Origin of the sequence: Natronobeatus ordinarius (genome assembly GCF_024362485.1) — an archaeon.
Classification (GTDB): domain Archaea; phylum Halobacteriota; class Halobacteria; order Halobacteriales; family Natrialbaceae; genus Natronobeatus; species Natronobeatus ordinarius.
Genome location: NZ_CP101456.1, coordinates 99,992 through 126,287 on the forward strand (window position 1 = coordinate 99,992; position 26,296 = coordinate 126,287).

At 62.6% G+C, this 26,296-nt stretch carries 27 protein-coding genes; 11 read left to right on the forward strand and 16 right to left on the reverse strand.

The window, feature by feature from the left end; genetic code table 11:
* The first annotated feature begins 39 nt into the window (after positions 1-39).
* The 3 genes from pyrG to NMQ09_RS00560 are packed head-to-tail and all read left to right on the forward strand — an operon-like array spanning position 40 to position 2,935.
* On the forward strand, positions 40-1,695 hold the full coding sequence (gene pyrG / locus NMQ09_RS00550; protein WP_255192517.1) for a CTP synthase: 1,656 nt from the start codon (positions 40-42) through the stop codon (positions 1,693-1,695).
* A complete protein-coding gene (gene guaA, locus NMQ09_RS00555; protein ID WP_255192518.1) occupies positions 1,695-2,612 on the forward strand; it encodes a glutamine-hydrolyzing GMP synthase in 918 nt (305 codons plus the stop codon). Before pyrG ends, guaA begins: the two co-directional genes overlap by 1 nt.
* A 2-nt stretch (positions 2,613-2,614) precedes the next feature.
* Positions 2,615-2,935, forward strand: coding sequence for a DUF7126 family protein (locus NMQ09_RS00560; RefSeq protein WP_255192519.1), 321 nt, complete (start codon positions 2,615-2,617; stop codon positions 2,933-2,935).
* Between the two features lie 566 nt (positions 2,936-3,501).
* On the opposite strand, the gene NMQ09_RS00565 is transcribed toward NMQ09_RS00560, so the two are convergent.
* Positions 3,502-3,819, reverse strand: a complete 318-nt coding sequence (locus NMQ09_RS00565) for a DUF7977 family protein (RefSeq protein WP_255192520.1) — start codon at positions 3,817-3,819, stop codon at positions 3,502-3,504.
* 125 nt (positions 3,820-3,944) lie between these two features.
* Between NMQ09_RS00565 and NMQ09_RS00570 the strand changes: the two genes are divergently transcribed.
* The 5 genes from NMQ09_RS00570 to NMQ09_RS00590 all read left to right on the forward strand — a co-directional run bounded on the left by NMQ09_RS00570 (position 3,945) and on the right by NMQ09_RS00590 (position 11,408).
* Entirely contained in the window at positions 3,945-4,556 is a 612-nt protein-coding gene (locus NMQ09_RS00570; RefSeq protein ID WP_255192521.1) for a hypothetical protein, read from the forward strand.
* A gap of 131 nt (positions 4,557-4,687) precedes the next feature.
* A protein-coding gene (locus NMQ09_RS00575; RefSeq protein ID WP_255192522.1) for an IS630-like element ISNma5 family transposase occupies positions 4,688-5,688 on the forward strand; the annotation gives its coding sequence in 2 pieces (ribosomal slippage) (positions 4,688-5,180 and positions 5,180-5,688; 1,002 coding nt in all).
* A 219-nt stretch (positions 5,689-5,907) separates the two neighbouring features.
* Complete coding sequence (locus NMQ09_RS00580) at positions 5,908-8,649, forward strand: hypothetical protein (protein WP_255192523.1); 2,742 nt, start codon at positions 5,908-5,910, stop codon at positions 8,647-8,649.
* Positions 8,650-8,682: 33 nt separating this feature from the next.
* Positions 8,683-10,599, forward strand: a complete 1,917-nt coding sequence (locus NMQ09_RS00585) for a PKD domain-containing protein (protein WP_255192524.1) — start codon at positions 8,683-8,685, stop codon at positions 10,597-10,599.
* 167 nt (positions 10,600-10,766) lie between these two features.
* Positions 10,767-11,408, forward strand: coding sequence for a hypothetical protein (locus tag NMQ09_RS00590; RefSeq protein WP_255192525.1), 642 nt, complete (start codon positions 10,767-10,769; stop codon positions 11,406-11,408).
* A gap of 100 nt (positions 11,409-11,508) precedes the next feature.
* Here the strand turns inward: NMQ09_RS00590 and NMQ09_RS00595 are convergent, their stop codons facing one another.
* The 3 genes from NMQ09_RS00595 to NMQ09_RS00605 form a co-directional block, all read right to left on the reverse strand.
* On the reverse strand, positions 11,509-13,038 hold the full coding sequence (locus NMQ09_RS00595; protein ID WP_255192526.1) for an outer membrane protein assembly factor BamB family protein: 1,530 nt from the start codon (positions 13,036-13,038) through the stop codon (positions 11,509-11,511).
* Between the two features lie 317 nt (positions 13,039-13,355).
* The gene (locus NMQ09_RS00600) at positions 13,356-14,597 is read right to left on the reverse strand and encodes an MFS transporter (protein ID WP_255192527.1); all 1,242 of its coding nucleotides are present in this window, start codon (positions 14,595-14,597) and stop codon (positions 13,356-13,358) included.
* Positions 14,598-14,695: 98 nt separating this feature from the next.
* Positions 14,696-15,721, reverse strand: a complete 1,026-nt coding sequence (locus NMQ09_RS00605) for a zinc-binding dehydrogenase (protein ID WP_255192528.1) — start codon at positions 15,719-15,721, stop codon at positions 14,696-14,698.
* Between the two features lie 263 nt (positions 15,722-15,984).
* Between NMQ09_RS00605 and NMQ09_RS00610 the strand changes: the two genes are divergently transcribed.
* Together NMQ09_RS00610 and NMQ09_RS00615 are read left to right on the forward strand one after the other, a co-directional pair.
* Positions 15,985-16,503 carry a MogA/MoaB family molybdenum cofactor biosynthesis protein gene (locus NMQ09_RS00610; protein ID WP_255192529.1) on the forward strand — a complete coding sequence of 173 codons (519 nt, stop codon included), beginning with the start codon at positions 15,985-15,987 and terminating at the stop codon, positions 16,501-16,503.
* Between the two features lie 39 nt (positions 16,504-16,542).
* Positions 16,543-17,241 carry a 5-formyltetrahydrofolate cyclo-ligase gene (locus NMQ09_RS00615; protein ID WP_255192530.1) on the forward strand — a complete coding sequence of 233 codons (699 nt, stop codon included), beginning with the start codon at positions 16,543-16,545 and terminating at the stop codon, positions 17,239-17,241.
* 40 nt (positions 17,242-17,281) lie between these two features.
* Here the strand turns inward: NMQ09_RS00615 and NMQ09_RS00620 are convergent, their stop codons facing one another.
* From NMQ09_RS00620 to NMQ09_RS00630, 3 genes are all read right to left on the reverse strand, one after another.
* Positions 17,282-17,587, reverse strand: coding sequence for a DUF7853 family protein (locus tag NMQ09_RS00620; protein ID WP_255192531.1), 306 nt, complete (start codon positions 17,585-17,587; stop codon positions 17,282-17,284).
* Positions 17,588-17,713: 126 nt separating this feature from the next.
* Positions 17,714-18,277, reverse strand: coding sequence for an NUDIX hydrolase (locus tag NMQ09_RS00625; RefSeq protein ID WP_255192532.1), 564 nt, complete (start codon positions 18,275-18,277; stop codon positions 17,714-17,716).
* 208 nt (positions 18,278-18,485) lie between these two features.
* Positions 18,486-18,902, reverse strand: coding sequence for a universal stress protein (locus NMQ09_RS00630; RefSeq protein WP_255192533.1), 417 nt, complete (start codon positions 18,900-18,902; stop codon positions 18,486-18,488).
* A 201-nt stretch (positions 18,903-19,103) separates the two neighbouring features.
* Here NMQ09_RS00630 and NMQ09_RS00635 point away from each other — a divergent pair, with 201 nt between their 5' ends.
* Positions 19,104-21,140, forward strand: coding sequence for a cation:proton antiporter (locus NMQ09_RS00635; protein WP_255192534.1), 2,037 nt, complete (start codon positions 19,104-19,106; stop codon positions 21,138-21,140).
* Between the two features lie 32 nt (positions 21,141-21,172).
* Here NMQ09_RS00635 and NMQ09_RS00640 read toward each other — a convergent pair whose 3' ends face one another.
* The 9 genes from NMQ09_RS00640 to NMQ09_RS00680 form a co-directional block, all read right to left on the reverse strand.
* Positions 21,173-21,889 carry an alpha/beta hydrolase family protein gene (locus tag NMQ09_RS00640; RefSeq protein ID WP_255192535.1) on the reverse strand — a complete coding sequence of 239 codons (717 nt, stop codon included), beginning with the start codon at positions 21,887-21,889 and terminating at the stop codon, positions 21,173-21,175.
* 64 nt (positions 21,890-21,953) lie between these two features.
* Complete coding sequence (locus NMQ09_RS00645; RefSeq protein ID WP_255192536.1) at positions 21,954-22,670, reverse strand: class I SAM-dependent methyltransferase; 717 nt, start codon at positions 22,668-22,670, stop codon at positions 21,954-21,956.
* Between the two features lie 136 nt (positions 22,671-22,806).
* A complete protein-coding gene (locus NMQ09_RS00650; RefSeq protein ID WP_255192537.1) occupies positions 22,807-23,016 on the reverse strand; it encodes a YgaP family membrane protein in 210 nt (69 codons plus the stop codon).
* A gap of 56 nt (positions 23,017-23,072) precedes the next feature.
* The gene (locus NMQ09_RS00655) at positions 23,073-23,912 is read right to left on the reverse strand and encodes an aldo/keto reductase (protein WP_255192538.1); all 840 of its coding nucleotides are present in this window, start codon (positions 23,910-23,912) and stop codon (positions 23,073-23,075) included.
* Positions 23,913-23,917: 5 nt separating this feature from the next.
* Positions 23,918-24,100, reverse strand: a complete 183-nt coding sequence (locus tag NMQ09_RS00660; RefSeq protein WP_255192539.1) for a hypothetical protein — start codon at positions 24,098-24,100, stop codon at positions 23,918-23,920.
* A gap of 237 nt (positions 24,101-24,337) precedes the next feature.
* The gene (locus NMQ09_RS00665; protein WP_255192540.1) at positions 24,338-24,832 is read right to left on the reverse strand and encodes an ATP-grasp domain-containing protein; all 495 of its coding nucleotides are present in this window, start codon (positions 24,830-24,832) and stop codon (positions 24,338-24,340) included.
* A gap of 69 nt (positions 24,833-24,901) precedes the next feature.
* Entirely contained in the window at positions 24,902-25,369 is a 468-nt protein-coding gene (locus NMQ09_RS00670; RefSeq protein ID WP_255192541.1) for a hypothetical protein, read from the reverse strand.
* Positions 25,362-25,646, reverse strand: a complete 285-nt coding sequence (locus NMQ09_RS00675; protein WP_255192542.1) for an AbrB/MazE/SpoVT family DNA-binding domain-containing protein — start codon at positions 25,644-25,646, stop codon at positions 25,362-25,364. Before NMQ09_RS00675 ends, NMQ09_RS00670 begins: the two co-directional genes overlap by 8 nt.
* Before the next feature lie 172 nt (positions 25,647-25,818).
* Positions 25,819-26,232, reverse strand: coding sequence for an Lrp/AsnC family transcriptional regulator (locus NMQ09_RS00680; RefSeq protein WP_255192543.1), 414 nt, complete (start codon positions 26,230-26,232; stop codon positions 25,819-25,821).
* Positions 26,233-26,296: the final 64 nt, after the last annotated feature.

The window sequence follows — 26,296 nt, forward strand, 5'->3', positions numbered from 1 at the left end:
TCCCGAAATCGTTTTCAACTGCACCCGCGGACACTCGGTATGCCGACGGAAGCGGACACCCATTATGACCCATCCCTCGGGAACAAATTCATCTTCGTCACCGGGGGCGTCATGTCGGGACTCGGAAAAGGGATCACGGCCGCGAGTACCGGCCGGCTCCTGAAAAACGCCGGGTTCGACGTGACGGCCGTAAAGATCGACCCCTACCTCAACGTCGACGCGGGGACGATGAACCCCTTCCAGCACGGGGAGGTGTACGTCCTAGAGGATGGCGGCGAGGTCGACCTCGACCTGGGGAACTACGAGCGGTTCCTCGGGATCGAGATGACCTCAGACCACAACATCACGACGGGGAAGACCTACCAGCACGTCATCGAGAAAGAGCGTGCCGGTGACTACCTCGGGAAGACCGTCCAGATCATCCCCCACATCACCGACGACATCAAGCGCCGGGTTCGGGAAGCCGCCGAGGGAAGCGACGTCTGTATCGTCGAGGTCGGCGGCACGGTGGGCGACATCGAGGGGATGCCCTACCTCGAGGCGCTGCGCCAGTTCGCCCACGAAGAACCCGAGGAGAACGTGCTGTTCGTCCACGTCACGCTCGTCCCGTACTCGAAAAACGGCGAGCAGAAGACCAAACCGACCCAGCACAGCGTGAAGGAAGTGCGATCGATCGGCCTCCAGCCCGACGTGATCGTCGGCCGCTGTGAGACCGAACTCGAGCCCGCGACCAAAGAGAAGATCGCGCTGTTCTGTGACATCCCGACTGACGCCGTCTTCTCGAATCCCGACGTCGATGATGTCTACCACGTGCCGCTGATGGTCGAAGACGAGGGTCTCGATCAGTACGTCTTAGAGCACTTCGGGCTCGCCGAGGAGGCGCTGCCGGCAGGCGAGCGTGCCAACGAGTGGCGTGAGGTCGTCACCACCGATAAAGAAGGCGAGGTCGACGTCGCACTCGTCGGAAAGTACGATTTAGAGGACGCCTACATGTCGATTCACGAGTCACTCAAGCACGCCGGCTTCGAACTCGGCGTCGACGTGAACGTCCACTGGGTCGACGCTGACGAGATGGCCGACCACCACAGAGAACGGCTTCGCGAGTCGGACGCGGTGATCGTCCCCGGCGGCTTCGGCATGCGTGGGACGGAGGGCAAGATCGACGCGGTGCAGTACGCCCGCGAGCACGACGTCCCCTTCCTCGGCCTCTGTCTGGGCTTCCAGATGGCCGTCGTCGAGTACGCCCGCAACGTGCTGGGCCTCGAGGGCGCCCACTCCGCGGAGATGGACGCCGAGACGCCCCACCCGGTCATCGACATCTTACCCGAGCAGTACGAGGTCGAGGATCTGGGCGGGACGATGCGCCTGGGCGGGCACACGACGGTGATCGAACCCGAAACGCTGGCCTACGAGCTGTACGGCGACACGTCGTGCAACGAGCGCCACCGCCACCGCTACGAGGTCAACCCCGAGTACTTCGAGCAGTTCGAAGACGAGGCGCTCGTCTTCTCGGGCACCGCCGGCAACCGAATGGAGATCCTCGAACTCGAGGATCACCCGTACTTCCTCGGGACGCAGTTCCACCCCGAGTACAGCTCCCGACCGGGCCACCCGAGCCCGCCGTTTCTCGGGCTGGTCGAAGCGGCGCTCGAGGCGCGTGACGCCGACGCGAACGAACACGAGGTGACTCACTGATGGTAAACACGGAGACGTTTGTACCCGACGCAGTGGCAGAGATCGAAGACGAAATCGGCGACGCTAACGCCGTCATCGCGCTCTCGGGCGGGGTCGACTCCTCTGTCGCCGCCGCCCTGGCCTACGAGGCCATCGGCGACCAGCTCACCCCGGTCTACGTCGACACCGGCCTGATGCGCAAAGGCGAGACGGCCCAGATCGAGGAGACGTTCTCCTACATGGAGAGTCTGCGCATCGTCGACGCCAAAGAGCGATTCCTCGGTGCCCTCGAGGGCGTCACCGATCCCGAGGAGAAGCGGAAGGTGATCGGCGAGCAGTTCATCCGCGAGTTCGAACGCGAGGCCACGGACACCGACGCCGACTACCTCGTCCAGGGGACGATCTACCCCGACCGCATCGAGAGTGAAGGCGGCATCAAGTCCCACCACAACGTCGGCGGCCTGCCCGAGGTCGTCGACTTCGACGGCATCGTCGAACCCGTCCGTGACCTCTACAAGGACGAGGTCCGCGAAGTGGCGCGCCACCTTGGGCTCGAGGAGATCGTCGCCGAGCGGATGCCGTTCCCTGGTCCCGGACTCGCCGTCCGCGTCATCGGCGAGGTCACCGAGGAGAAACTCGAGGTCGCTCGCGAGGCGTGTCACGTCGTCGAGGACGAACTCGAGGCGTACGAGCCCTGGCAGGCGCTCGCCGCCGTCATCGGCAAGGCGACGGGCGTCAAGGGCGACAACCGAGTCCACGGCTGGGTCGTCGCCGTCCGCTCGGTCGACTCCCGCGACGGGATGACCGCCCGCGCCCAGGAACTCGACTGGGAGACCCTCCAGCGCATCCAGTCCCGGATCACGGGCGAGAACGAGACCGTCGCCCGCGTCGTCTACGACGTCACGCACAAACCGCCCGCGACCATCGAGTACGAGTGACGATGCAGGTGATCGTCGCCGGACCGGACGAGGAGGGTATCGCCGACGCGCTCGAGGACGCGGGCGCCGACGTCGAACGACTCGAGGGGCTGCTCACGCGACCCGACCTCGAGGAAGCGGGGATCGTCGACGCCGACCTCTACGTACTGACCGACGTCTCCCAGGCGACGACGATTCCGATCGTTCGCGACCTGACCGACGAGCTCCGGACGGTCGTCTACGCCCGCGACTCGGTCCCGGAGTTCGTGAAGGGGCAACTCGACCTGGCCGTCGATCCGCGGCTTATCGGCGTCGACGTGGTCGCCGACGAGCTGGTCGACTGAGTCGGTTCGCTGTACCGAGAGACCGGCGCCCTCGCCGGAGGCGGGTTCGATGGCACCGTCTTGCAGTAGTTCGTATCCGAGATGGTCGTCACGAAGGGACTGTGACGTGAGGCCGTTACACCTGTAGAACGGTAATCTCGTATTGGACGCGATGGTCTGTCTCGAGAGAATTACGTTCGAACATCGGCGCTGTGAACGGTCTCCGTGGCGAATCCGGCCGATTGAACTGGCCTAAATTGCGGGGGAATTCGGCGTAAAAACGGTATACCGTCATCCCCGTTCAAGTAGCATCGACCGCTATGAAGAAGTGGAGGTCGACGGGTTACACACCTGCGGAGGCACCCCCCTAACGCCTCGTCGACCCGTGACTTCCAGCAACCCACCATAGCACCCCTTCCCCCCACTATTGCCACACCAGCGGCAACGAGGCGTTCTCCCGTTTGTCGATGCGGGCCGCCCTCCCCCCGGCGGCCCGCGATCCTGCGATCGTTCGTTCTCGAGCTGACGCTACGTGCTGCGTAGCCGTCGAAATCGGCCCCCGCCAGTTCACGTTTCGCGAGAGGGGGCTACGGTCGCGTCGTCGCCCACACTGCAGTGACGGCGAGTGCCAGCGCCGGGGCCAGCGGCAGGATGATCAGCGCGAAGCGGTAGCCGGCCGCCTCGGGCGGATAGAGCAAAATTGCGATCGGACAGACGACGAATGCGAAGACGATGACGCCGACGAGCGCCCAGCCACGCCAGTCGAACTCCCGGTCGGCCGCCTCGGGATGGACGGGATCGCGGAGCCAGTCGTCGTCCGCGTCGTCGTCCGCCACCTGGTCCGTCCCATCCTCGTCGAACCGGCCAGGGTCGTGGACGTAGCCGCCGTCGTCGCTCGAGTTCACGGTCGACGGTTACGACTCCGCGGCCAAAGCCCTCACGGTTTGGCCGGTGCTGGTCACTCGAGGCCGCCCGATCGTCCCACGACTCGACACCCCACAATTTTAAACAAGTAGTCGAAGTGATAGGCATGGAACTATCACGCCGGAAGGCACTCAAAACGAGTGGTACCATCCTGTCGATAGTAACTGTCGCTGGGTGTACGTCTGCTAGTTCAGAAGAGGAGAGCAACGACGATTCACAGTCAGAACCGACCACAGAGTCAGAAGAGAAAACTGACGCTGACGAGAAACCAGAGACAGAGCCAGAACCAGAGAGCAGCAACGAAGAGGACGACGAAGAGGAGGATGAAGCTGGAGCGGAATCCGCAAAGCGTTCGTTAGAGCTACTTGCAGAAGCGAACGTCGATCACGACCATGCGTGCTTTCACGCCGAGTATGACGAGCGCACCCCTCTCGAGGCAGGTGACTCGGTTGACGACGCTCCAACGGTGAGCAACACGCATATCATCTGGGAGGTGACGTACGAAGACGATATCGGATACGTGCGTTTCGATGCAGACAAGCACGCCTATGGCGGCGCGTTCGTCTTCTATACAGCCGGTGGGTCAGCGTCCCCTGTCGACGGAACCGAAGTCGTACAGGATACTGTTCCAGACGAGGACTGTAGTGAGCTGGACGAATATCTCCAGGTCGAACCCGAGGACGGCCAGATCGTCCTCGAGTTGACCGCCGCGGAGTAACTGTTCACGAGAGTCGGCGAGTCAGAAGAGGCACCGATCCCGGACCTCCCTTCACGACCAGTATCGAGAACGAGTGACTCTTGCTATAGTAACCGTTAGAATTTTCCGCCCAGATATTGTTACTGTAGTCAATGGACCATCTCGACGAGATCTCCGTCGAAGAACTCCAAGACGCTCTCGACAGGGTTGAGGAGAACAAGCCGACACAGCGGTTACTAGCGGCGATCGCGTACAAAAACGGCGTTACGCAGACCGAACTTGCAGAGTGGCACGACACCGGTCGAAGAACGATCTACAGCTGGCTCATGCGACTCGATACGGACGAACCGTTTGAGCAAGCCGTTTCTGATGCTCACCGCTCCGGAAGAAACCGGAAGCTCTCAGAAACACAGCAGGAAGAATTCGAACAAACCGTTCACGAACCTCCCAAGGAAGTCGGGATCGACGCGCCGGCGTGGACGCCGGCGCTCGTCCAGCAATATCTTGAGGAAACCTACGATGTCGAGTACTCAATCCCGAGCTGCCGGCGGTTACTCAAAGAAGCGGGATTGAGCTATCAAAAACCACGCCGTACAGCCGCCGAATCTGATGCTGACGAGCAAGAAACCTTCCGCGAAGAGTTCAAAAAAAGCGGCGGGAGATGGACGCCACAGTAGTCTGTATCGATCAGACCAAGAAATCCGTGCAAGTCGAGCCGCGTGCCGCGTGGTTTCCTCGCGGCACGCGGCCGGCCGTCGAATTATCCGGCCAACGCGACTGGACGTGCCTGTTGGGCGCGATCACCGAAGACGGTGATCGCTTTTTCGCTCGATTCGAAGAGTACGTAACCGCCGAACACGCCAAACATTTCATTCTTGCATTATGCGAAGAATTTGAAGATGATTTGCTCATCGTGCTGGATGGAGCGTCGTATTTCCAGGCGTCGGCCGTCACGGACCTGGCGGCCCGTGACGACCTCGACTTCGTCACGTTACCGGCGTACTCGCCAGAGCTCAATCCTGTCGAGGAGTGCTGGAGACAACTCCAAGCCGCTCTCAGCAACCGTTTCTTTGAGTCACTCGACGATCTTACAACGGCGATTGATACAGCTCTTGACCAGATCCCTATACCAAAAGTGAGCAATTATTTCTAATTTTTACTATAGCGTTGGCTGTTCGCCTGCGTGTGTCGTTGACAGCCATCCTTCTCGATCGATCATTACCTCGAATCAATATTAAAATCGGCCCGCACCATAATATCTTTAAACAAATGGAAATATTCTGTTACTGTGAGGAGTCTCGATAACCAACAGGTAGGCCGACGGACACGCAAATGTGGGGCGATCCTGCTCGTTGCACTGGTAGTTGGCAGTGTGGCACTCGTCACGGGAACTGGGGCGAGCGGGGATATCGCGCCCGAAGAAGCTGACGGCGTTGAGCTGCTTATCGAAACAAACGTCGATAACGACCACGCATGCACACATGATGAACACGACGACAGGACACCGCTTGACGCGGGTGATTCGCCCGAGGATGCACCTGTTGTAACGGACGATCACGTTATCTGGAACGTCACCACTGACGGGGGCGAGGGAGTCGTTCAATTCGATAACACTGAGCACGAGGTGTACCCTGGCCTCGACTCGTGGGTCTTCTACTACGCTGACGGTGACCTAGAGCCCGCCGACGGCGAGGTTCTGGAAACCGGAGACGTGCCTGAGTGCGGCCTCGACAGCTACGTCGAGGTAGAAACACCCGAGGACGGTGTGTTCAACTTACAGCTCACGAGCGACGAACACGCTGACGACGACGCTGACGGTGCGGTCGGCGTGCAAGACGACATCAACGCTGACGACGAGAGCTTCGACGTAACGACGTCGAACTACACGGAGCTCACTGACGGGGTCGTGCTCGTTGAGGACGGCCAGGGTAACGAGGAAACCTACGACTCAGTCGGCGAGGGCGAGACGCTCATCGTCGACGTTAGCGGCGCTGGGCTCGACCTCAACGACGGAGAGGACGTTACCGCAACGCTGTACGAAAGCGACAGTCAGGAGAACGAACTCGACACCGACAGCACGACCGTCGACGCGGCTGTCGGTGACGAGATCGAGGAGTTCGAGGTAGTTGACCGCAGCACGGACGAAGTGGCTGCGTACGTTCACGGTGACCACTGGCACGGCGAACTACCACACGTCGATGCGGGAGAGCACGTTTCGCTCGGTGCGAACATCGAGACCGCCGACGGCGAGGAAATCGACCTGAGCGGTGACGAATACTCGCTCGGCGTCGAACTCGCCGACGAAGCTGCGGAAGGTGTCGTCGCCTTCGACGAGTATGGCGATCACGTGCACATTGAGGGTAAAGAGAAAGGACACACTGAGGTTGTCTTCCAGCTCGTTCACGACGACCACGTCGACTACGAGACGCCCTCGATAGAAGTCGAGGTCGAACACCACGACCACGGAGACGGGACCGAATTCGACGAGGTCGGCGTCTTTGAACTTCACCAGGACGGTAAGGTAGTCGCCTCGGTCGATGATGACGGGTGGGATGGCGAACTGCCTGGCATCGTCTTCGAACCGGGCGAGAAGCGGTACGGTAACTTCATCGCTGTTACCCTCAGCGCCGCGGCTGAAGATGAACACGGAAACGAAATCGAGCTCGGTCCCGACTCTGCCTACGAACTCGGAGTCGAGCCCGTCGACGATACCGCTGAAAAACTGCTGAGCATTGATGAACGCGGAGACAGCGTTGTACTAGATGGTGAAGGGAACGCTACGGCCGAGGTTGCCTTCCAGATTCGCGATGCAGATGGCACTGAGTATGAGACTCCAGTCACCACCATCGATATTGACGCGCCACAGGGAGTAAAACTCCTTGCAGAGACGAACGTTGATCACGATCATGCTGCCTTCCACGGTGAAATCGATCCGCGGACACCGATCGACGCTGGTGCTGCACCCGGTGACGGGCCAGTACTAGAGGACGATCACGTCTACTGGAACGTGACGTACGACGGCAGTGCGGGTTACGTCACGTTCGATGCTCTCTCGGATGAGACCTTCTGGGACGGTCCGTTCGTCTTCTATACCGCTGATGGTTCAGTAGAACCTGTCAACGCAGAGGTTCTCGAACGCGGTGAAGTCGAGGAGATTGAAACCAACACGGGTACCGTATATGAGACCGACACTATCGAGGAATACATCAAAGTCGAAACGCCCGAAGATGGAAAGATCCACCTCCAAGTCAGCAGAGACGTCACAGCGAACGGTACTACTGTAGAGAACGACTTCGCTGGTATCGTTGCCGACGACGAGCCGCTGCCGGTCGCAGCCGACGGGCTGACCGACGCGGATGGAACCACGATCGATGACGACGAGGCAACCGTTCAACTGGTTCGCAACGGGACGGTGCTCGCGGAAACCCACGGCGTGTCGATCGAGGACGGTGAAATCTCCGGAGCGACGATCGACACCGAAGCGATCAACGACGACGTCGAACCCGGGCCGGCGACTGTCGTGATAGCGGGAGTCGAAACCGAAACCGAAGCCACTGTCGAACTCGTCCACGAAGCGTACACTCTCGAAACCGAATCTGCATCGAAGTCGCTGCCACAGCCGGCAATCCTGCACACCGAATCGATAGACACGATCGAACGATGGGACACTGAAAACGGGACGTACGTCAGTCTCGGAGCACAGTACGACGACGGTGAACTCATCGATGATCCGGATGATCTCCACCGCGGATTCTACATCAGTGGGGAACACGATGGCAGAATCGGATACGAGTTCGAGACGAGTAGCGTCCCAGCGCCTGGTGACGTCCACCTATCCAACGGCTGGCATCTTGCGAGTTCTAACTTCGCAGTCGATGCGGACGACGGTATCCGAACCCTCGACACAGATCTGGTGAACGTTGAGCCGGCTGCCAACGGTGTCACGGTCGTCGACACCCAGCAGCGGACGCAGTTGGATACATCATCGACAGTTGATACGTTCGACACTTACTGGATGTTCGTCGACGATCCCGAACGAACCGAACGTGGGGTAGTCAGCCCAAGCTACGACCCAGCTGAGCGTTCGGCGATTCTCCACGAAACGGACGAATAAGCAGAGCTAAAACCCACTCATGACACAATTCCAATGAAAAACTACAGCACACTCGTTATTGCTCTCGTGATGATTTCCATCGTCACAGCCGGTAGCGTGGCGATTGCAGTCGGGCAAGAGGAGCCACCAGGAAAACCCGCGAGTTTCTACGGTGAGGCCGTTGACGAAGATGGCAACCCTGCAGCTGTCGGTACAACGATCGTCGCTGTCGTCGATGGCGACGTTCGGGGACAGGTCACCGTCGATACCGCAGGTGAGTACGGAGGCCCTGACGCGTTCGACGAGAAACTGAGTCTCGACAGCGCTGCAGGCGACGAGGTATCGTTCCACGTCGGAGAGCCAGCAGGCCCAGAAGCGCTCGAGAGTCCGATCAACCTGAGCCCAGGAACGAGTGAACAGCCACTCACGTTCCCGTCAGACACGTTCGAAGACGATTCGACTGCACCTGACCCCGAACCGAGGCCTGAGCCGGATCCCGATCCCGATCCTGACTCGGATGAATACGTCCTCGAACTACTTGCCGAGCAAAGCGTAGACCACGATCACGCTTGTCTTCATGGCGATTACGACGACCGAACGCCCCTCGAAGCAGGCAATTCGCCAGAGTCCGCACCCGTCGAAAGTGACGATCACGTTATCTGGAGTGTAACATACGAAGGAACTGCGGGCTACGTCACGTTCGACGCTACCGACCACTGGTACGATGGGCCGTTCGTCTTCTATATGGCCGATGGATCGGTCGAACCCACCGAGGCCGACGTCCTCGAGAGCGGAGATGTTGCCGACGAATACTGTGACACGCTCGAGGAGTATATCAAAGTCGAAACACCTGACGATGGAACGATCGTCCTCGAGCTTACTGATGGAGAGAACGTCGACTCTGCACCCTCCCAAGACGCTCCGAGAGACCGGTCCGACGGAGAAGAGCTGGAGGCCGTTATCGATACAGTACCGTCAGAACCAGTCACCGGCGAAAATGTGACGATAACGGCCAGTGGATCCACTGGCGGCGACACAGCCATCGTTGCCTATGAGTGGACCGTTAACGGTGAGGTGTTGACCGGAAAGCAGACCAACACGACTTTCGAGAAGCCCGGGAAGAAAGAGATCGAGCTGACTGTCGAAAACGAACGAGGAAACGTGGACACGAACACTACAACGATCAACGTGTCGACACACTCTGAGCCGTTCTTCGAAGTAACCGAGCTTACTGTCTCTGAGAACGTAACACCAGGAACGCTCCACAACGTAACAGCAACGATTACGAATACAGGTGAGGCCAACGGAACGGTAACGGTCACACACACGTTCGATGGTGAAAAACAGAACGAGAGTACTACGGATGTCAGGCGAAACGAGACGGTCACAGTTGAATTTGGCAGTGTTGTTCCAGCTGTAGCAGGACAGTATCAGCACACAGTTAGCTCACCCGATGACAACGAATCGGCAACAATAACGGTCGAGAAACAGAATGGGACGGAATCAGAGAATAAAACAGAAGCGCACGAAGCAGGACAGGAACACGAGTCAGAGCAAGCGCACGGAACAGAACACGAAGCAGGACAGGAACACGAGTCAGAGCAAGCGCACGGAACAGAACACGAAGCAGGACAGGAACACGAGTCAGAGCAAGCGCACGGAACAGAACACGAAGCAGGACAGGAACACGAGTCAGAGCAAGCGCACGGAACAGAACACGAAGCAGGACAGGAACACGAGTCAGAGCAAGCGCACGGAACAGAACACGAAGCAGGACAGGAACACGAGTCAGAGCAAGCGCACGGAACAGAACACGAAGCAGGACAGGAGCACGAAGCAGAAGAAGACGAAGAGTCGGATGACTCTATAGCTGGGTTTAGTGTAGTAACCGCATTTGGAGCGGTTCTCGTATTCGTCATCCTTCTCGGGACACGCTTTGGCGACGTAGCGGAACCAGCTCACGAGTCGTAGGATCTCCCGCAGAGACAGTACGGGCGTGCAGTATCGGAGAATTCTCGGGACTTGACCAACGGGCTTCGTTCGGCTTGCTCACTGTCGGCTTTGGCCGCGTATTATTATCCGCGCACCACTCAATAACAACCTTAACTAACTAGCACCCGAGTAGTAATAGACCAGAGATGAAACTCACACGACGAAAGGTGTTCAAGGCCGGAACTGGAGCACTGGCAGTGGCTATCATGGGTGGCTATCCGACAGCTGTGTCGGCAACGTCGGATGACGACGATGAGGCGTCGGAGACGAAAGGACAGAGCCTCGAGTTACTCGCAGAGGGGTCGGTTGGCCACGCTCACGCGTGTAGTCACGCCAAGTTCGACGACCGGACGCCACTGTCGGCCGCTGAAACCAAAGCCGATGCGCCGACGGTCGACGACACGCACGTGATCTGGGAGGTCACCTACGACGGAGAGCAGGGATACGTGACGTTCGACGCGGACGGCCACTGGCGCGATGGACCGTTCGTCTTCTATCTGGCCGACGGTACTGCAAACGTCGTCGAGGGAACCGAAGTCGAACGGGACGACGTCGACGACGACGACTGTGAATTCCTGGACGAGTATCTCGTCGCCGATCACGCAAACGGCCAGATTACGCTCGAACTCGTTGCACAGTCGCCGCTCGAGGAGTACGCTACCGAGAACGGAGTCGTCGAAACCGAGGGGCTTCGTGGAGCGATCGACGACTGGCGTGAGGGAGATACCGAGACCGAGCTTCTCCGAGACGTGATCGACGCCTGGCGAAGTGGGGAGCCGATTAGCTGATCGAATCCGGTTACGAGTCAGGTACCGCCGATCGCACCCCGGCGTCGACGCGCGGCAGTGATTCTGCGTACAGAAACGTGTCCGAAAAGACAGTCAGTTCTTAGCTGCTTTCCCAGACGTCGATCACGTCCCGCAGCAGGTCCGTACTGATGTCTCCGCCGCGCCAGTCGTCGATCGCCTCGCGGAGGCCGTCGGTCTGGACGTTGCCGTCGTCGTCGGCATAGTCGCTGACGTCACCATCGCTATCTTCAGCGGCGTATTCCGCCCAGACGTTGTGGTGACCGTGCGTGCCAAGTTCAACGCGGGAGCCATTACTCGAGCAGTCGACGTGGGTGTCGATCGCGTACATGTTCGAGTCTTCGCCACCGTGGCCGGCGTCGGAACCGATGTACAACACTCCATCGACTACTGTCGGAGACGAGCGGAAACCGGCAGCTTCCGTCTCGAACTGCCACTCTTTTTCACCAGTTGCTGTGTCGATTCCATAGACCGATCCACCGATCTCGGAACCGATGTCAGCAACGAATACCGTGTCATTGACGACCGTCGGGGACGACTCGTCGATCCAACCCTCGGTCGCAAACGTCCATTCGCTCTCTCCCGTCTCGGCCTCGAGGGCGTGCAGGAGTCCATCGTTGCTACCGACATACACGGTGCCGTCAGCAACCGTCGGGGAGCCACGGATCCAGCCATCCGCCTCGACTGTCCACTCTTCGGTGCCATCTTCGGCGTCGACAGCGTGAAGCCAACCGTAGTACTCCCACTCCTGCTGGGTGGTCACACCCTCGGTTAGGTCGCCCGTTTCAGGATCGATATTCGGAGACGCTGACGTCGCCGCTGCCTCGCCGTCAACTTGCTCTGTCAGGTGACTTCCGACGTAGACAGTCCCGTCCGCGACTGTGGCCGACGACGCGATGTCGCCTTCGGCCTGGAACCGCCACTCCTCTTCACCGGTTTCGGCGTCGATTGCATACAGGTGTTTGTCGGTTTCATCCCACCCTGCACCGATATACACGGTTCCGTCGACGACAGTTGGAGAGGTGGTGATCCAGTCTTTCGGTTCGTCGAAACGCCACTCTTGCTCGCCGGTCTCGGCGTCGATTGCGTAGACGAAACCGCTGTTGTTTCCGACGTAAACGGTGCCATCGAGGACCGTCGGCGAGCCCCAGATGTGATTGAGGTCCTCGTAGTGAATGTCCCGCTCGTCGGTCTCGAAGCGCCAGAGATAATCGCCCTCCTCGGCGCTTCCGTCCTCCCACTCGGGGTCGACTGGGAGTGCGTACACCGAGTTGTCGTTACTCGCGATGTAAACGGTGTCGTCGATGACCGTCGGCGAGGGATTGATAATTCCTTCAGTCAGGAACTCCCACTGCTTCTCGCCCGTCGTTGCATCGAACACGTAGAGCACACCGTCCCGCGTTCCGACGTAGACCGTCCCATCGACGATTGTCGGTCCCGACTTCATCACACCGAAGTCCGTCTCGAACGACCACAGTTTCTCACCGGCGTCACTCGCTTGCGTTTCAGGGGACTCTCGCGCCCCGGTAGTGCTCGAGAAAGCGAGAGCACCGACAGTACCAGCGGCGGTCAACTTTAAGACGTCCCGCCGTCCTAGACGCTGTTGACTCATCGGCCCCACCTCCACCCCGTCGACGTTCGTGGCAGACCGCTGTTCCCCCACCTGACTGTCCGACAGTGTATCGTCTCTGTCATCATTGGCACGTGATACTAATCAGTTAGCATCTTTTAATATTTTCGAATAATTCTTTGGCGAGTGTTGTTATCGAGATGGGCGTTGAAACGGTTTACACCCGATCACGATCGAACGACCAGTACTGGCCGTTCTACTGCGAGCAGTGTGTGACTCGAGTTCGATCCCCTCGCTGATCTCGAGGGCGCGAATGTCGTTCGGACCGTCGAAGGTGCCCTCGAGTGCGGGTCGGCCGGTCAGCCTCCGCCGCCGGTCTTCCAGAGGGCCGCCGAACAGAGTCCGCCCGAGAGCAGGTAGGCGATCAGGAGGCCAAAGCCAGCGGTCAGTCCGAAGCTCGCGAAGGTGAGACCGGCGACGACGGCACCCAGACCACCACCGAGATAACACAGCGAGCGCAGCCCCCCGATCATCGCCCCGGTGTGTGTCCCCGAACACGCTCTCGCGTGGGCGTTGATCACCCGGTCACGAGCGGGAAGGATAGTGTTGAGCCCGAGGCTGAACAGCGCGAGTGCAGCGAGGAGGTGGGAAACGGCGGAGACCGAAACGAGCAACGCGAGGGTAAAAGCGGCGGTCCCGAAGCCGACGAGGAGGACCGGGAACGCTCCGACGCGATCCCGGAACGCACCGCCCAGCAGGGCAGCGATCGCCCCGACCGCGAATATCCCACCGGCGTACAGGTTGCCGTATGTCAGTGAGAGCGACGTAGTTTCGACGAGATACCACGGCAGGATCGCGACGAGTGCGTTCGTCGTCGCCGAAAACGACGTGCCGAGGCCGAGGAGCAAGAGCGTATCCGTCCGGGAAAGCGACGTCCTGAGCGTCGTGCTCGCCTGTCGAAACGACGGGGCGTCGATCCCCGAAGTGTTCGCCGAGACCGAGAGCGGGCGTCTCGAGTAGATGAGCGCGACGAACGGAACCGGGGCGAGCGCGAGCACCAGCGGTGCCGTGTAGACGCTGTAGGTTTCGATCAAGAGCGCGACGGTGACAGGGCCGACGACGTAGCTGAACGGCTCCGCAGCCGTGAGCACCCCCAGTGCGCGACCTTCGAACCGCGCTGGAACGTACGTCGAGACCGCGATCTGACTCACAGATCGAAAGCTCCCGATGCCAGCCCCGATCAGGAACAGCGCGACGAAGACGTGAGCGTAGTTCACGGCGACGGAAACCGAGGCGAGGGCGACGCTGGCGACGAGTGCACTCGCTGCGAGGACCGTTTTTACCCCAACCCGATCGGCGACGACGCCGGCGGGAAACTGGCTCAGCGCGTAGCCGACGAACAGCGCGCCGAAGAGGAAGCTAACGCCCGTGTACGTGACGCTCGTTACCTCGAGGACGTCCGGAAGCGCCACCGAAAAGGAGATCCGGTAGACGCTGAGGACGAACCACGTCGCCGAGAGGACGGCGACGATCAACAGGACCGACGTGTGTACGTGCGAGTTCCGGCCATACTCGTCGGCCCCGGCCTCTCCAGAACTCATTACTCGCCACCGTCACGTACGGCAGATTATAGGCTTTTACATTCAGCTGAAAAACACGTTCGTGGTGGCCGATACCGGACCGGGTTGCTGGGACGCGCTTAGAGTTCGCTGTCGGGGCGGACGACGACCTTGCCGAAGCCCTCCCGGTTCTCGAGCATCTCGTGGGCGCGGGCGGTCTCGCTCATCGGCAGCACGTCGCGGATGGCGGGTTCGAACGTCCCGTCCCAGACGAGCTCCATCACGTCGTCGACCTGGCCGGGCGTGGCCATCGTCGAGCCGAGGATCGACAGCTGATTCCAGAAGATCCGCGGGATGTCCGTCTCGGGCGCGCCGCCGCCGGTACCGCCGCAGGTGACCAGCCGGCCGCCCTTCGTGAGGCTCTTGATCGAGTCGCGCCAGGTGGGCGCGCCGACGTGTTCGACGACGACGTCGACACCCCGACCGTCGGTTTCGGCACGGATCCACTTCGCGAAGTTCTCTTCCTCGTAGTTACAGACGTGGTCTGCGCCGTGGTCTTCGGCGTACTGGAGTTTTTCCTCCGAGCTGCCGGTAGCGTACACCTCTGCGCCCGCGTAGTCGGCGATCTGTAAGGCGGCGTGGCCGACGCCGCCGCTCGCGCCCAGCACGAGAACCTTCTCGCCGGGCTTGAGCTCCGCCCGCTCGATCAGCATTCGCCAGGCCGTCTGGAAGACGAGCGAACTCGAGCCCGCGACCTCCCAGTCGACCCCGTCGGGAACCGGAATCAGGTTGTCTTCGGGGATGGCGGCGTACTCGGCGTGGATGCCGGGGACGTGCTCGCCGATGATGTGGTAGTTCGGATCGAGGGTCGGGTCGTCCATCCGGAGGTCGCCGACGCCGGCCGACAGCGCCACTCGGTCACCCTCCTCGAATCGGGTGACGTCCGCGCCGATTTCCGTGACGACGCCCGCGCCGTCGCTGCCCGGAATGTGGGGCATCTCGAGGTCGATTCCCGGCAACCCGCGGCGGGTCCACACGTCGAGGTGGTTGAGCGCGGCGGCTTTCACGTCGACGAGTACCTCGTCGCGGCCGACCTCGGGGTCGGGGAGTTCGCCGTATTCGATGACGTCCGTGTCGCCGTGCTCGGTGATTTTGACGGCCTGCATGTCCGGGGAGACGGTGAGACGGTACAAAATGGTGGTGGAGGTGGCAATGGTCGAATCCTAATACGTCGATCGTCGAACTCCCGTGGTTCGAACCGCCGCTGGTTGCTGTAGTAACCGTTGAACGTCATCGCACACCCGGTCACGACCGCTCGGCTGTGACCGGGTGTAACTCGTTTCCACGAGTACGGTACTCCGTCGCCCGGACGAGGGTGGCCCACACTCGAGTGGTGACTGCTTTTGCCGGAGAAGGACGAACGGCCGGCATGGCAGACCAGCCGACGGACGATTCCGGGACGGTCAGTGCAGCCGTCGTCACGATCAGCTCCGAGCGGTCACTCGAGGCGGATCCCGCGGGCGACGCGATCGCGGACGTGTTCGACGCGGCAGGGCACGACGTCGTGACGCGGGAGCTCATCGCCCGAAACTACGACAACGTTCAATCGAAGGTCTCCCGGCTCGTCGACCGGAGCGACGTCGACCTCGTCGTCACCACGGGCGGAACGGGCGTCGAACCCGAGGACGCGACGCTCGAGGCGGTACGACCCCTGATCGACAAGGAGCTCCCGGCGTTTCTCGACCTGTTTCACGAACTCTCCTACATGGAGATCGGTACCCGGATGGTCAGTAGCCGGGCGCTCGCCGGCGTCGCCGACGGCGTCCCGGTGTTCTGTCTGCCGAACAACGCCGACGCCACGACCCTCGCGAGCGAGGCGATCATCGTCCCCGAGGCGACGCGACTGGCGGCACTGGCGAACGGCGGCGAGGACGACACCGAGGAGTGACAACGCCTTACTTCCGAGCCGACGAACCTCGAGGCCACGATGGACAAACAGACCCTCCGCGAACGGGTGTGGGACGACCTCGAGGCATCGGGCGAGGCTCGGTTTCCGTTTCCGCCACACGGGCGCATTCCGAACGTCGCCGGCGCGAATGAGGCGTCCGACCGGCTCGCCGACCAGCCCGAGTGGCAGGCGGCGGAGACGATCAAGGCCAATCCCGACGCGCCACAGCTCCCGGTCCGGCGACGGGCGCTCCGGGCGGGGAAGACGGTGTACATGGCCGTCCCTCGACTCCGTGACGAGAAGTGCTTCCTGCGGCTCGATCCGGCCGAACTCGAGGACTACGACGCGGCGACGACCGTCTCAGGCTCCTCGACACACGGCGTTCCCGTGGGGCCCGACGAGGTGCCCGAGATCGACCTGATCGTTTCGGGGAGCGTGGCGGTCACCGAAGCCGGCGCTCGCGTCGGGAAAGGGGAGGGGTACAGCGACCTCGAGTACGCGGTGCTGGCCGAGTTCGACCTCGTCGATTCGGCGACGCCGGTGGCGACGACGGTCCACGAACGACAGGTGGTCGAGGAGGCGGTTCCCGTCGACGACCACGACGTGCCGATGGACCTGCTCGTCACGCCCGAGCGGGTCGTGCGTCCAGACGGGGGCGAGAAGCCGGCCGGAATCGACTGGTCGCTGCTTGAGGCGGAGCGACTCGAGGCGATTCCGGTGCTGGCGCGACTACGATGACGGCAAATCGATCGGAACGCACTGGACAGCCGAGGAGCGATCAGGACGCCTCGAGTTCCGCCTCGAACTGATCGGCGATCGACGACGCGAGCGTGGCGTCCTCGCCCGGGGTGTCGTCTTCGTTCGCGTACGCTTGCAGGGCGTCGGAGAGCTGTCGCGTCTGGGAGCGGGTGAACGTTTCGCTGCCCGACTCGAGTATTTCGAACGACTCGACGATCCACTCGGGCGGGGACTCACCGTCGTCGAGCAGGTCGTCGGCACGTGCGGTCAGGACGTGGTGGACGACCCACCGTTCTGTTCTGGAGAGGGTAACGTCGTGGGTTTCGGTTTCCTGCGGAGACGTCATGTGAAACGGACCGATTTCGTTGGTCCTCGGCCGACGCTACGGAGTGGGGCGTAATAAGCCTTGCCAGTGATTGTCATACACGAGTCTGACGACGGTACAGGACACCGATCCCTGCTGGCGGGGCGATCACTCGACGTCCCGGCGCATCGCGATCTCGAACCACGGACAGAGTCGGAGCTGTCGGTACCACTCGGGGTGACGGTGCAGCCGGTCGTAAGGTGCCCACAGCAGGCCCGCGACCTCCGCCTCGTTCGGCTCGAGCGAGCGATCGGTCAGCGTGAGTTGCAAGACGGAACAGACCTCGTGTTCGACGCCCTCGTTCTCGAAGTAGCGTTTGTACTCGAACCGGTCGGTTACCCGCAGATCCGTATACTGGTCGGGCGTGATCCCGAGTTCCTCCTCGAGGCGCTGGCGAGTCGCCTCCTCCTGGGACTGGCCGGGATCGGGGTGGGAGGCGACCGTGCCGTCCCAGTAGGTCCCCCAGAGGCGCTTCTCGGGGGCACGCTGGGCGAGTAAGACGTTGTCGTCACGGTCGAAGACCAGCGCGGTGAACGCCCGGTGGCAGATCCCGTCGTCGGTGTGAGCCTCGAGTCGGTTGACGACCTCGAGTTCGTTATCCTCGGCGTCGACGGCGACTACCTTCTGGGTGGCGTTCTCGTGTGTCACTTCGTCCCGTGTCGCGTCGTGCATACCCACAGCAACGGAGCGGTTCGTAAAACCAGTATCGCCAACCACCGTCACGGGCGGCAGTTCAGTCGTCGGCCTCATACGGATCGGTATAACGTGTTACCGGTGATCGCCGCCCCGTCCGAGCGATCACCGGTAACGAATTACAACAGACCGTATCACTCGTCGATCGAGTCCGGATCCGGATCGTACCGCTCGCCGACGGCGACGGTCAGCGGACGATCGTGACGGGAGTCGGCGACCGTCTGGCGACCGTCTCGGCGACGCTCCCCAGGAGGACGCGGCTCGCTCCGGTTCGGCCGTGGCTGCCGATCACGACGTGGTCGACAGCAGCCTCCTCGGCGAACTGAACGATCGCCCGGGCGGCGTCGCCGGCGAACAGTTCGGTCGACACCGTCCGGTCGTACTCGGCTGCGAGCTCGCGAGCCGTTTCGAACACCGCCTCGGCGCGAGCCCGGCGCTCCCCGTGGTCCGATCGCCCGCCGGTCATCGACGTGTAGACACCCGACTCGGTCGGTTCGGCCACGTACAAGACGGTGAGTTCGGCACCCGGGTAGCGCTCGCAGGCGTACTCGAGCGCCGTCCGTGCGGGGTCGGAGTCGTCCATCGGGACGAGAACGTGGTCCATCGTCCCGTTTGACGGCAGCCATGATACTAAGCTCTCGGATCACTGGCGGGGCTGAACCCCCTCGTCGCGACTCGAGGGCAACACACCGGCCGGTGCCCGACGTCTCCAACGCACAGGGTTATCACGCTCGTGGTGGATGCCGTACACGACTCGAGACCGATGCCGCCCGACCGACCACGCCGGTGACGTCGATCCCGATCGATGATTCTGACAGCCACGTTCCCCGTCGACGACCCGGTCCTGATCTTCGGACTGGCGATGCTCGTCTTCCTCACCGCCCCACTGGTCCTCCAGCGGTATCGCCTCCCGGGCATCGTCGGGATCATCGTCGTCGGGGCGGTGATCGGCCCGAACGCGCTCGGGATTCTCGAGCGCGACGACACCATCGTCCTGCTCGGCGAGGTCGGGATCGTCTACCTCATGTTCGTCGCGGGTCTCGAGATCAACCTCGCCCGATTCGTCGAGTCGAGAGCGCGGAGCGTCACGTTCGGGCTCCTCTCGTTCGTCGTTCCACAGGTCGTCGGCACGGTCGTGGGGTACGCCGTCCTCGACCTCTCGCTCCCTGCCGCCGCGCTGTTCGCCTCGATCTTCGCCTCCCACACGCTGCTCGCCTATCCGGTCGTCAGCCGCCTCGGAATCGCGACCAACGAAAGCGTGACGGTGACGATCGGTGGGACGATCCTCACCGACACCCTCGCGCTGCTCGTGCTCGCGGTCGTCGTCGCTGCCGACCGAGGTGACGTCGGTCTCGACTTCTGGCTCGAGCTCACGGTCGGATTGGCGCTCTTTTTCCTCGGCGTCTGGCTCGTCGTTCCTCGACTCGGCCGGTGGTTCTTCCGGACCGTCGACCAGGAGAGTTACTTCGAGTTCCTGTTCGTGATGGTCGTACTGTTCGGCTGTGCCTACCTCGCGGAGGTCGCGGGCGTCGAGCCCATCGTCGGCGCGTTCCTCGCCGGGCTCGTGCTCAACCGGCTCGTCCCCCAGTCGGGGCCGCTGATGAACCGCATCGAGTTCGTCGGCAACGCCTTCTTCATCCCGTTTTTCCTCCTCTCGGTCGGAATGCTCGTCGACGTCCGCGTGCTGGCTGCGGGGCTCGAGACGATCTCGATCGCGCTCACGCTCGTCGCCCTCGTCGTCGTCACCAAGTACGCCGCCGCCTGGCTCACCGCGCGCGTCTCCGGCTACTCGAGCGACGAGGCGATGACGATGTTCGGGCTCTCGGTGGGCCAGGCTGCCGCAGCGCTGGCGATCGTCCTCATCGGCTTCGACGTGGGGCTGTTCGACGAGCACGTGCTCAACGCGACGATCCTGATGATCCTCGTCGTGAGCGTCCTCAGCCCCGCCGTCGTCGACCGCTACGGACGGGGCATCGCTCGAGCCGAGGCCGAGCGGGCGTACGATCCCGGCGACGAACCACAGCGCGTCATGGTCCCGTTCTCGCGTGACTCCCGCTACCGGGAGCACTTGCTCGACCTCGCGTTGATCGTCCGTGAGGACGACGCCGAGCCCCTGTACACGCTCACCGTCACGAGACCCGGCTCCCGGGCGGCGGCCGACGTCGCCGCGATCGAGGCGACACTCGAGGACACCGCGGCGTACGGTGCCGCCGCCGACGTCCCCGTCGAGCGCCGAACCCGCGTCGACTACAACGTCGCCTCGGGCATCGTCCGGGCGGCCCTCGAGAACCGGATCACGGCGCTGGTCATCGGCTGGGACGGCGCGGCTTCGCGCCGCCAGCGGGTGTTCGGCGCCGTCATCGACCGGGTGCTCGTGCGGACCGACCAGCTCGTGCTGGTCTCGCACGTCCGCCAGCCGATCAACATCACCACGGACGTCCTCTTCCTCCTGCCACCGGGGATCGAACACAACGAGGGGTTTGCCGAGGCCGTCCACCACGTCAAGCGGATCGCCGACCACGTCGGCGCACCCGTTCGCGGAATCGGCGTCGACGGTGACGCGGAACGGTCCGCGGAGCTGTTCGAGCGGATCGGCTCCGACGTCTCCGTCAGCTTCGAACCCGTCGACGACTGGAGCGACCTGCTCGAGTTCCTCCGCGACGAGGTTCGCGATACCGACCTCGTCGTCGCGATGAGCGCCCGCCGGGGGACGATGGGGTGGGACACAGCGCTACAGACGCTTCCCAAGCGCGTCTCGACGCTGACCGAGGGGAACTTCATCGTCGTCTACCCCGCGACCGGCGAGCGGGCCGACGACCGGCGGTTCCTGCAGTTCCGGTGAGGCGTGGCAAGCCTACCGGCCCGGTCGTGACATCACCAGCTCTCGAGCCAGTGGAACGTCCGCCGGCGCAGCCGCTCCTCGGCGGCGGCGGAGAACAGGTGTCCTTCCTCGGCAACCGTCTCGAGTAACACGTCGGTCTCACGGCCGAGCAGCCTGGCCGCCTCTACGCTGTCGGCCACGTCGACCGACTCGTCGCACGCGCCGTGGAAGATCGCGACGGGGACGTCGATCTCGGTCGCGGCCGCTGGGAAGGAGTAGCGCTCGAGGTCGTCGAAGAAGCCCCGATCGATCCGCCGGCCGTCGTCGAACCGGCACTCCCTCTCGCGGTCGACGACCGACCGGTACTCGTCGAACGACCGGTTGAACGTGACGGGCGCCCGCGTAACGACCGCCTCGACCCGGTCGTCGCGGGCGGCGGCGTGGAAGGCCACCTTGCCGCCGAAGCTCGAGCCGAAGAGGGCGTAGGCGTCGAGGGCGAAGTGGTCGACGACGCTCGAGCAGTCCGCGAGCTTCTCGCTCAGCCCCTGCTCGGCGAACGCGCCGTCGGAGTCGCCACAGCCCCGGAAGTCGAACCGGACCGCATTGTACCCCTTCGAAACGGCTCGCTCACACCGTCGCTCGTAGCTGCCCGATTTGTCGCTCAGAAAGCCGTGACAGAACACGAGCCAGCGATCGGACGAGGCCTCGTGGTGGACCGCGACGACCGACTCGTCGTCGGTAACCGGGATCGTGTGCGTCGTGGTGGGCATGGACCCGACTACGCGCTCGAGTGCACGTAGTCGTTCCCGTCGGGGAGCGGCGGTCGGTCGGCGGTCACCGGTCGTCGTCCCGGGGACCGGCCGTCCGACAGATCGCCGTGTACGACGTGCCGGCGAGGGAGGTCTCGACGAGTTCGCACTCCTCGAAGACGGCCCGGAGCGACTCGACGACGTCGTTGTCGGGGTTCCAGTTGGCGTACCAGCGGAAGAAGCGCCAGATGAGCGGGTTGAGGAGCCGGACGGGCCCGCTCGGCGCGGGCCTGACGTCCACCACGGCGAGAGGGCTGTCGGGACGGAGCAGCCGATGGACGTTCTCGAGCGTCCGGCGGGCGTCCGGCATCACACCAAGCGAGAGCGTCGCAGTGGCGGCGTCGAACCGCTCGTCGAAGTCGACCGTCGTCGCGTCGCCGCGATGGACCTCGACGTTCTCCCAGCCGTGCTCGTCGACGCGCGCTCTGGCGTTCTCGACCATTCCCGGGCTGTAATCGACGGCGACGAGCAGCCCATCCGCGCCGATTTGCTCCCGAATGTACGCGAAGTTCACCCCCGGTCCGCAGCCGACGTCGAGGACGCGGTCGCCCGCCTCGAGGTCGAGCCGATCGATCGCCGCCTCCCGGATCGGTTCGAAGTCTCGCTCGCTCATGCCGTACCAGTCACTCCAGCGATCCCACACCCGTCGGCTGCGCTCGAGGTGGGCCGCGTAGTGGCGATCGCTCGAGGTAGCGGTATCCGCGTCCAGCGGGGATTGTGCGTTAGGCGAGTCGGATTCCATACTCGCTAGGTCGGTGACGACTCGCGAGTAGCTGCTGGCGAAAACTATCGTGTCTTTATATAGGGGCCGCGCTCACGGGGACGACGGTGGTCGACAGCCCAGCCATCAGCCCCGTCTCGAGTTCGAACGCGACGAATCAATCGCGGTTCGGACAGGTGTTGATCCCGAGCAACGCGTTAATCGTACAGCGTCGGGTGAGGACGCTCACGAGCAGCCCGACGCCCACGATCAGAGCGGCGAGGCCGATGGGGCGCTTCCGTCCAATTCGAGCCGCGACGGCGAGCAACAGTCCCCCGAAGACGAATCTGAGCGTGCGATCTGCGCCGCCGACGTTCTTCTCGAGCATCACGCGTCCATTGGAACGGAGTCGGGTTTACTGTAGCGGTCATCCTCATCCGCCGCTCACCGGTTCCAGGGTGCGTCGGGGAAGTCCACCTGCCGTTCTCGGCGCTCGAGGCCGTCGATTCGCTCGAGCGCCCGGTCGTCGAGCTCGAGCCGGCGGGCCTCGAGGTTCTCCCCGATGTGTGCCTCGGTGGTCGACTTCGGAATCGCGACGACCGACTCCTTCGACAGCAGCCACGCGAGGGCGACCTGTGCCGGCGTGGCGTCATAGGCGTCGGCGATCTCGATCAGTTCGGGGACGTCGGTCACCGCCCCCTTCGCCAGCGGCGAGTAGGCGACGAGGTGGTGATCGTACTCGCGGGCGTACCGGCGGAGTTCGTTCTGGGGACACAACGGGTGACACTCGACCTGATGGGCGAACAGCGGGGCGTCGAGGTACTCGAGCGCCTCCTCGAGTAGCGACGGGGTGAAGTTCGAGAGACCGACGTGGCGGATCTCGCCCCGGCCGTACAGTTCGTCGAACGCGGCGAGGGTCTCCTCGGGGTCGTACGCCCGGATCGGCCAGTGGACGTACAGCAGGTCGATGGCGTCGACGCCGAGGCGCTCGCGACTCGCTCGAGCGGCCTCGAGGACGTCCTCGTAGGCCAGGTTGCGCGAGTGGACCTTGGTCGCGACCCAGACGTTCTCGCGCTCGACGTCGGCGGCCTCGAGCGCGCGGCCGACGGCAGCCTCGTTCTCGTACATTTCTGCCGTGTCGACGTGGCGGTAGCCGAGGTTCAGTGCCGTCGTCACTGCTCGCTCGCACGCGTCCGGGGGAACGTCGTACGTCCCGATTCCGATTCGGGGGAGCGATTCGGTCGTCGATGCGGCGTCGGTCTCGGGGAGATCGTCGTTCATCATGGGGATCACCGGGTCGTCTGCTCGGGGGCGAGCGCCGCCTCGATCTCGTCGGCGAACCGCTCGACAGCGCCACTCCGAACCAGCCCGAGGTACGGTTCGATCAGTTCCAGTTCCATCAGTTCGAACGCGCCCCCTCGCTCGAGGCCGTCGACGCGGGCGTAGCACGGTCGTTCGGGCTCGAGGCCCATCGCGTCACACGCCGCCCGGAGGGCGTCGCCCGCCGCCTCGAGGACGTCCGGGGACGGCTCGTACGGCTCGATCGTGACGCCGAAGTCGGGGTGGGCGCGGAAGTCGTCCCCGGTAGGACGGCTGACGGTCGCGTGGCTGAACTCGCCGCCGAAGAAGACGAGCGAGCGCTCCCCCTCGTGGATCTCCGGGGCAAATTGCTGAACGAGGACGTCGCCATCGGTGCGAAGCGCCTCGAACTACTGGTGGTCCGCCACTGCCGACTCGAGCGAAGTTCGGAACGCTCCCGCCGAACTCGTGGCGACGGCGGGTTTGACCACCGCCTCCTCCCAGCCGCGCGTGCGGAGGATCGACTCGAGGGAGCGGTCGCTCGAGCGCTCGACGAACGCCGTCGGGAGGACGTCGACGTCGCGGTCGATCAGTTCTCGAAGGTAGAATTTGTGGAGGTTCCACCGGAGCGCGTCAGGGGGGTTGAACACGGCTGAGGCCGCCCGCTCGACGGTGGCGATCCAGTTGCGAAAGGCGTCCGGGCGCTCGTAGTACCGCCAGCACGACCGGACGAGCACGGCGTCGAACGTCGACCAGTCGTCTCTGGTCGTCCAGACGACCGGTTCCGCGGAGAGGCCGCGGCCGTTCAGTGCCGCCGCCAGCGCCCGGCCGTCGTCGCTCAGCCGCGGTCGCTCCTCGCCGGTGACGATCCCGAGGCGAACTGGCGGGTGGTCCGTTCGGGGCACACGACGACCTTTACGGGATCGACTGCAATAGTAGTTGGTAACGGTTTCTTCAGGTAGAGTGAAGCAGCGTCAGTTTTCGAGAAACTGGTTCAGTTCGCTAAATTCGGCGGGTGAGAGAATAATCTCGGTATCGAACTCGTCAAACCGTTCGAAGTCGTCGTCGATCGTCAACACCGTGTTTACCCCTTCGTCAATCGCGACGTGAGCGTAGTATCCATCCCATCCGTTAACATTGGCATCACTCGACCGAGAAAACCCACCTCGAACGACGTCATCGGGCATCCTGTCATACCAGTGGATGCGTTTCGCGTCCATGAAGTTTTGCAGCAGCCGAGACGCATCCGTGTTTGACTGTCCGTAGTACGTCGTCAGGACGGTATGCGCGCCGAATAACGCAGGATATGGCACGACGGCCTCTATCTCACCAGCAATGGCATCTCGGACGTATGAGAGCGCAGCATCACGAACCGGCGTCTCCGTATGGGCGAGCGCGATCACCCCTACACCGAAAAGATACGGGCCACTCGTCTCACTCATCGCTGCCTTTCTCTGCGCCTCTTCGAACAGCAGTCCGGTGTCTCTGGGTAATTGGATCGACTTCTTCGTCGATTGGGATCGTCTCCCCTCGGTCTGAAGCCGCTTGTGCAACGAGGTTCTCCATGCGTTCGATAATCTGTTCGGGATCGTCTTCAGGTTCAACGATCGCTTTTCCACCCTCTTCGTGGATCTCTACTTCCGTCCCAGGCGTAATTCCGAGCCGCTCTCGAACCTCCTGTGGGAGGACGACTCGTCCCTTTGAGTCCACCGTGACCATATTCCCACATCTAGTGGGAACAGTGATAAGAGCTCTGGTCAGATATCTAATGCCACCACCATGTATTGGTAAATAAAGTGTCTCCAACTACTGGGGAGCGTTCGCTGAAACGAGTTACTGTGACGTGGCGATCACGTTCTCACGGCCTCACAACCGAGTCAGCGGCCGGCGATTAGCCGAGCTGTTCGTCGAGGATCAGCCGCGTCTTCGTGCTCACGACCTCGTCTTGCTCTCTGGCCTGCGTGATCAGCTCGTTCACCCCGCGGGTGTCGGCCGCGTCGACGACGAGGACGACGTCCTGTTCGCCCGAGACCTGCCAGACGAAGTCGACTTCCTCCCACTCGGCCATCCGCTGGGAGATCCGGGCCGTATCGACGTCGACGGCGACGCCGACCTCGATCATCGCCTTGACGTTTCCCGTCCGCGTCGAGATGGTAAAGCGCTCGATGACGTCCTCTTCGGTCATCCGCTCGACGCGGTTGCGAACCGTCCCCTCGCTCGTCCCGACCTCGTCTGCGATCTCGGTGTACGGCGTCCGGGCGTCTCGCCGCAGGATATCGAGGATCTGTCGGTCCAGGTCGTCCATAGAGGAACGTGAGTTCGCGCGGGGTTCACTTGACAATTACGAAATTCGTAACTCAGCTTCGAAG

Bases quoted from the DNA above. Each gene is read 5' to 3' on its own strand.
- NMQ09_RS00635 (WP_255192534.1), top strand. From the start codon at position 19,104: ATGATTCTGACAGCCACGTTCCCCGTCGACGACCCGGTCCTGATCTTC.
- NMQ09_RS00605 (WP_255192528.1), bottom strand. From the start codon at position 15,721: ATGCAGGCCGTCAAAATCACCGAGCACGGCGACACGGACGTCATCGAA.
- guaA (WP_255192518.1), top strand. From the start codon at position 1,695: ATGGTAAACACGGAGACGTTTGTACCCGACGCAGTGGCAGAGATCGAA.
- NMQ09_RS00560 (WP_255192519.1), top strand. From the start codon at position 2,615: ATGCAGGTGATCGTCGCCGGACCGGACGAGGAGGGTATCGCCGACGCG.
- NMQ09_RS00610 (WP_255192529.1), top strand. From the start codon at position 15,985: ATGGCAGACCAGCCGACGGACGATTCCGGGACGGTCAGTGCAGCCGTC.
- NMQ09_RS00645 (WP_255192536.1), bottom strand. From the start codon at position 22,670: ATGGAATCCGACTCGCCTAACGCACAATCCCCGCTGGACGCGGATACC.
- NMQ09_RS00615 (WP_255192530.1), top strand. From the start codon at position 16,543: ATGGACAAACAGACCCTCCGCGAACGGGTGTGGGACGACCTCGAGGCA.
- pyrG (WP_255192517.1), top strand. From the start codon at position 40: ATGCCGACGGAAGCGGACACCCATTATGACCCATCCCTCGGGAACAAA.
- NMQ09_RS00650 (WP_255192537.1), bottom strand. From the start codon at position 23,016: ATGCTCGAGAAGAACGTCGGCGGCGCAGATCGCACGCTCAGATTCGTC.
- NMQ09_RS00590 (WP_255192525.1), top strand. From the start codon at position 10,767: ATGAAACTCACACGACGAAAGGTGTTCAAGGCCGGAACTGGAGCACTG.
- NMQ09_RS00640 (WP_255192535.1), bottom strand. From the start codon at position 21,889: ATGCCCACCACGACGCACACGATCCCGGTTACCGACGACGAGTCGGTC.
- NMQ09_RS00625 (WP_255192532.1), bottom strand. From the start codon at position 18,277: ATGCACGACGCGACACGGGACGAAGTGACACACGAGAACGCCACCCAG.
- NMQ09_RS00600 (WP_255192527.1), bottom strand. From the start codon at position 14,597: ATGAGTTCTGGAGAGGCCGGGGCCGACGAGTATGGCCGGAACTCGCAC.
- NMQ09_RS00680 (WP_255192543.1), bottom strand. From the start codon at position 26,232: ATGGACGACCTGGACCGACAGATCCTCGATATCCTGCGGCGAGACGCC.
- NMQ09_RS00620 (WP_255192531.1), bottom strand. From the start codon at position 17,587: ATGACGTCTCCGCAGGAAACCGAAACCCACGACGTTACCCTCTCCAGA.
- NMQ09_RS00570 (WP_255192521.1), top strand. From the start codon at position 3,945: ATGGAACTATCACGCCGGAAGGCACTCAAAACGAGTGGTACCATCCTG.
- NMQ09_RS00675 (WP_255192542.1), bottom strand. From the start codon at position 25,646: ATGGTCACGGTGGACTCAAAGGGACGAGTCGTCCTCCCACAGGAGGTT.
- NMQ09_RS00660 (WP_255192539.1), bottom strand. From the start codon at position 24,100: ATGGGCCTCGAGCCCGAACGACCGTGCTACGCCCGCGTCGACGGCCTC.
- NMQ09_RS00585 (WP_255192524.1), top strand. From the start codon at position 8,683: ATGAAAAACTACAGCACACTCGTTATTGCTCTCGTGATGATTTCCATC.
- NMQ09_RS00670 (WP_255192541.1), bottom strand. From the start codon at position 25,369: ATGAGTGAGACGAGTGGCCCGTATCTTTTCGGTGTAGGGGTGATCGCG.
- NMQ09_RS00655 (WP_255192538.1), bottom strand. From the start codon at position 23,912: ATGATGAACGACGATCTCCCCGAGACCGACGCCGCATCGACGACCGAA.
- NMQ09_RS00630 (WP_255192533.1), bottom strand. From the start codon at position 18,902: ATGGACCACGTTCTCGTCCCGATGGACGACTCCGACCCCGCACGGACG.
- NMQ09_RS00595 (WP_255192526.1), bottom strand. From the start codon at position 13,038: ATGAGTCAACAGCGTCTAGGACGGCGGGACGTCTTAAAGTTGACCGCC.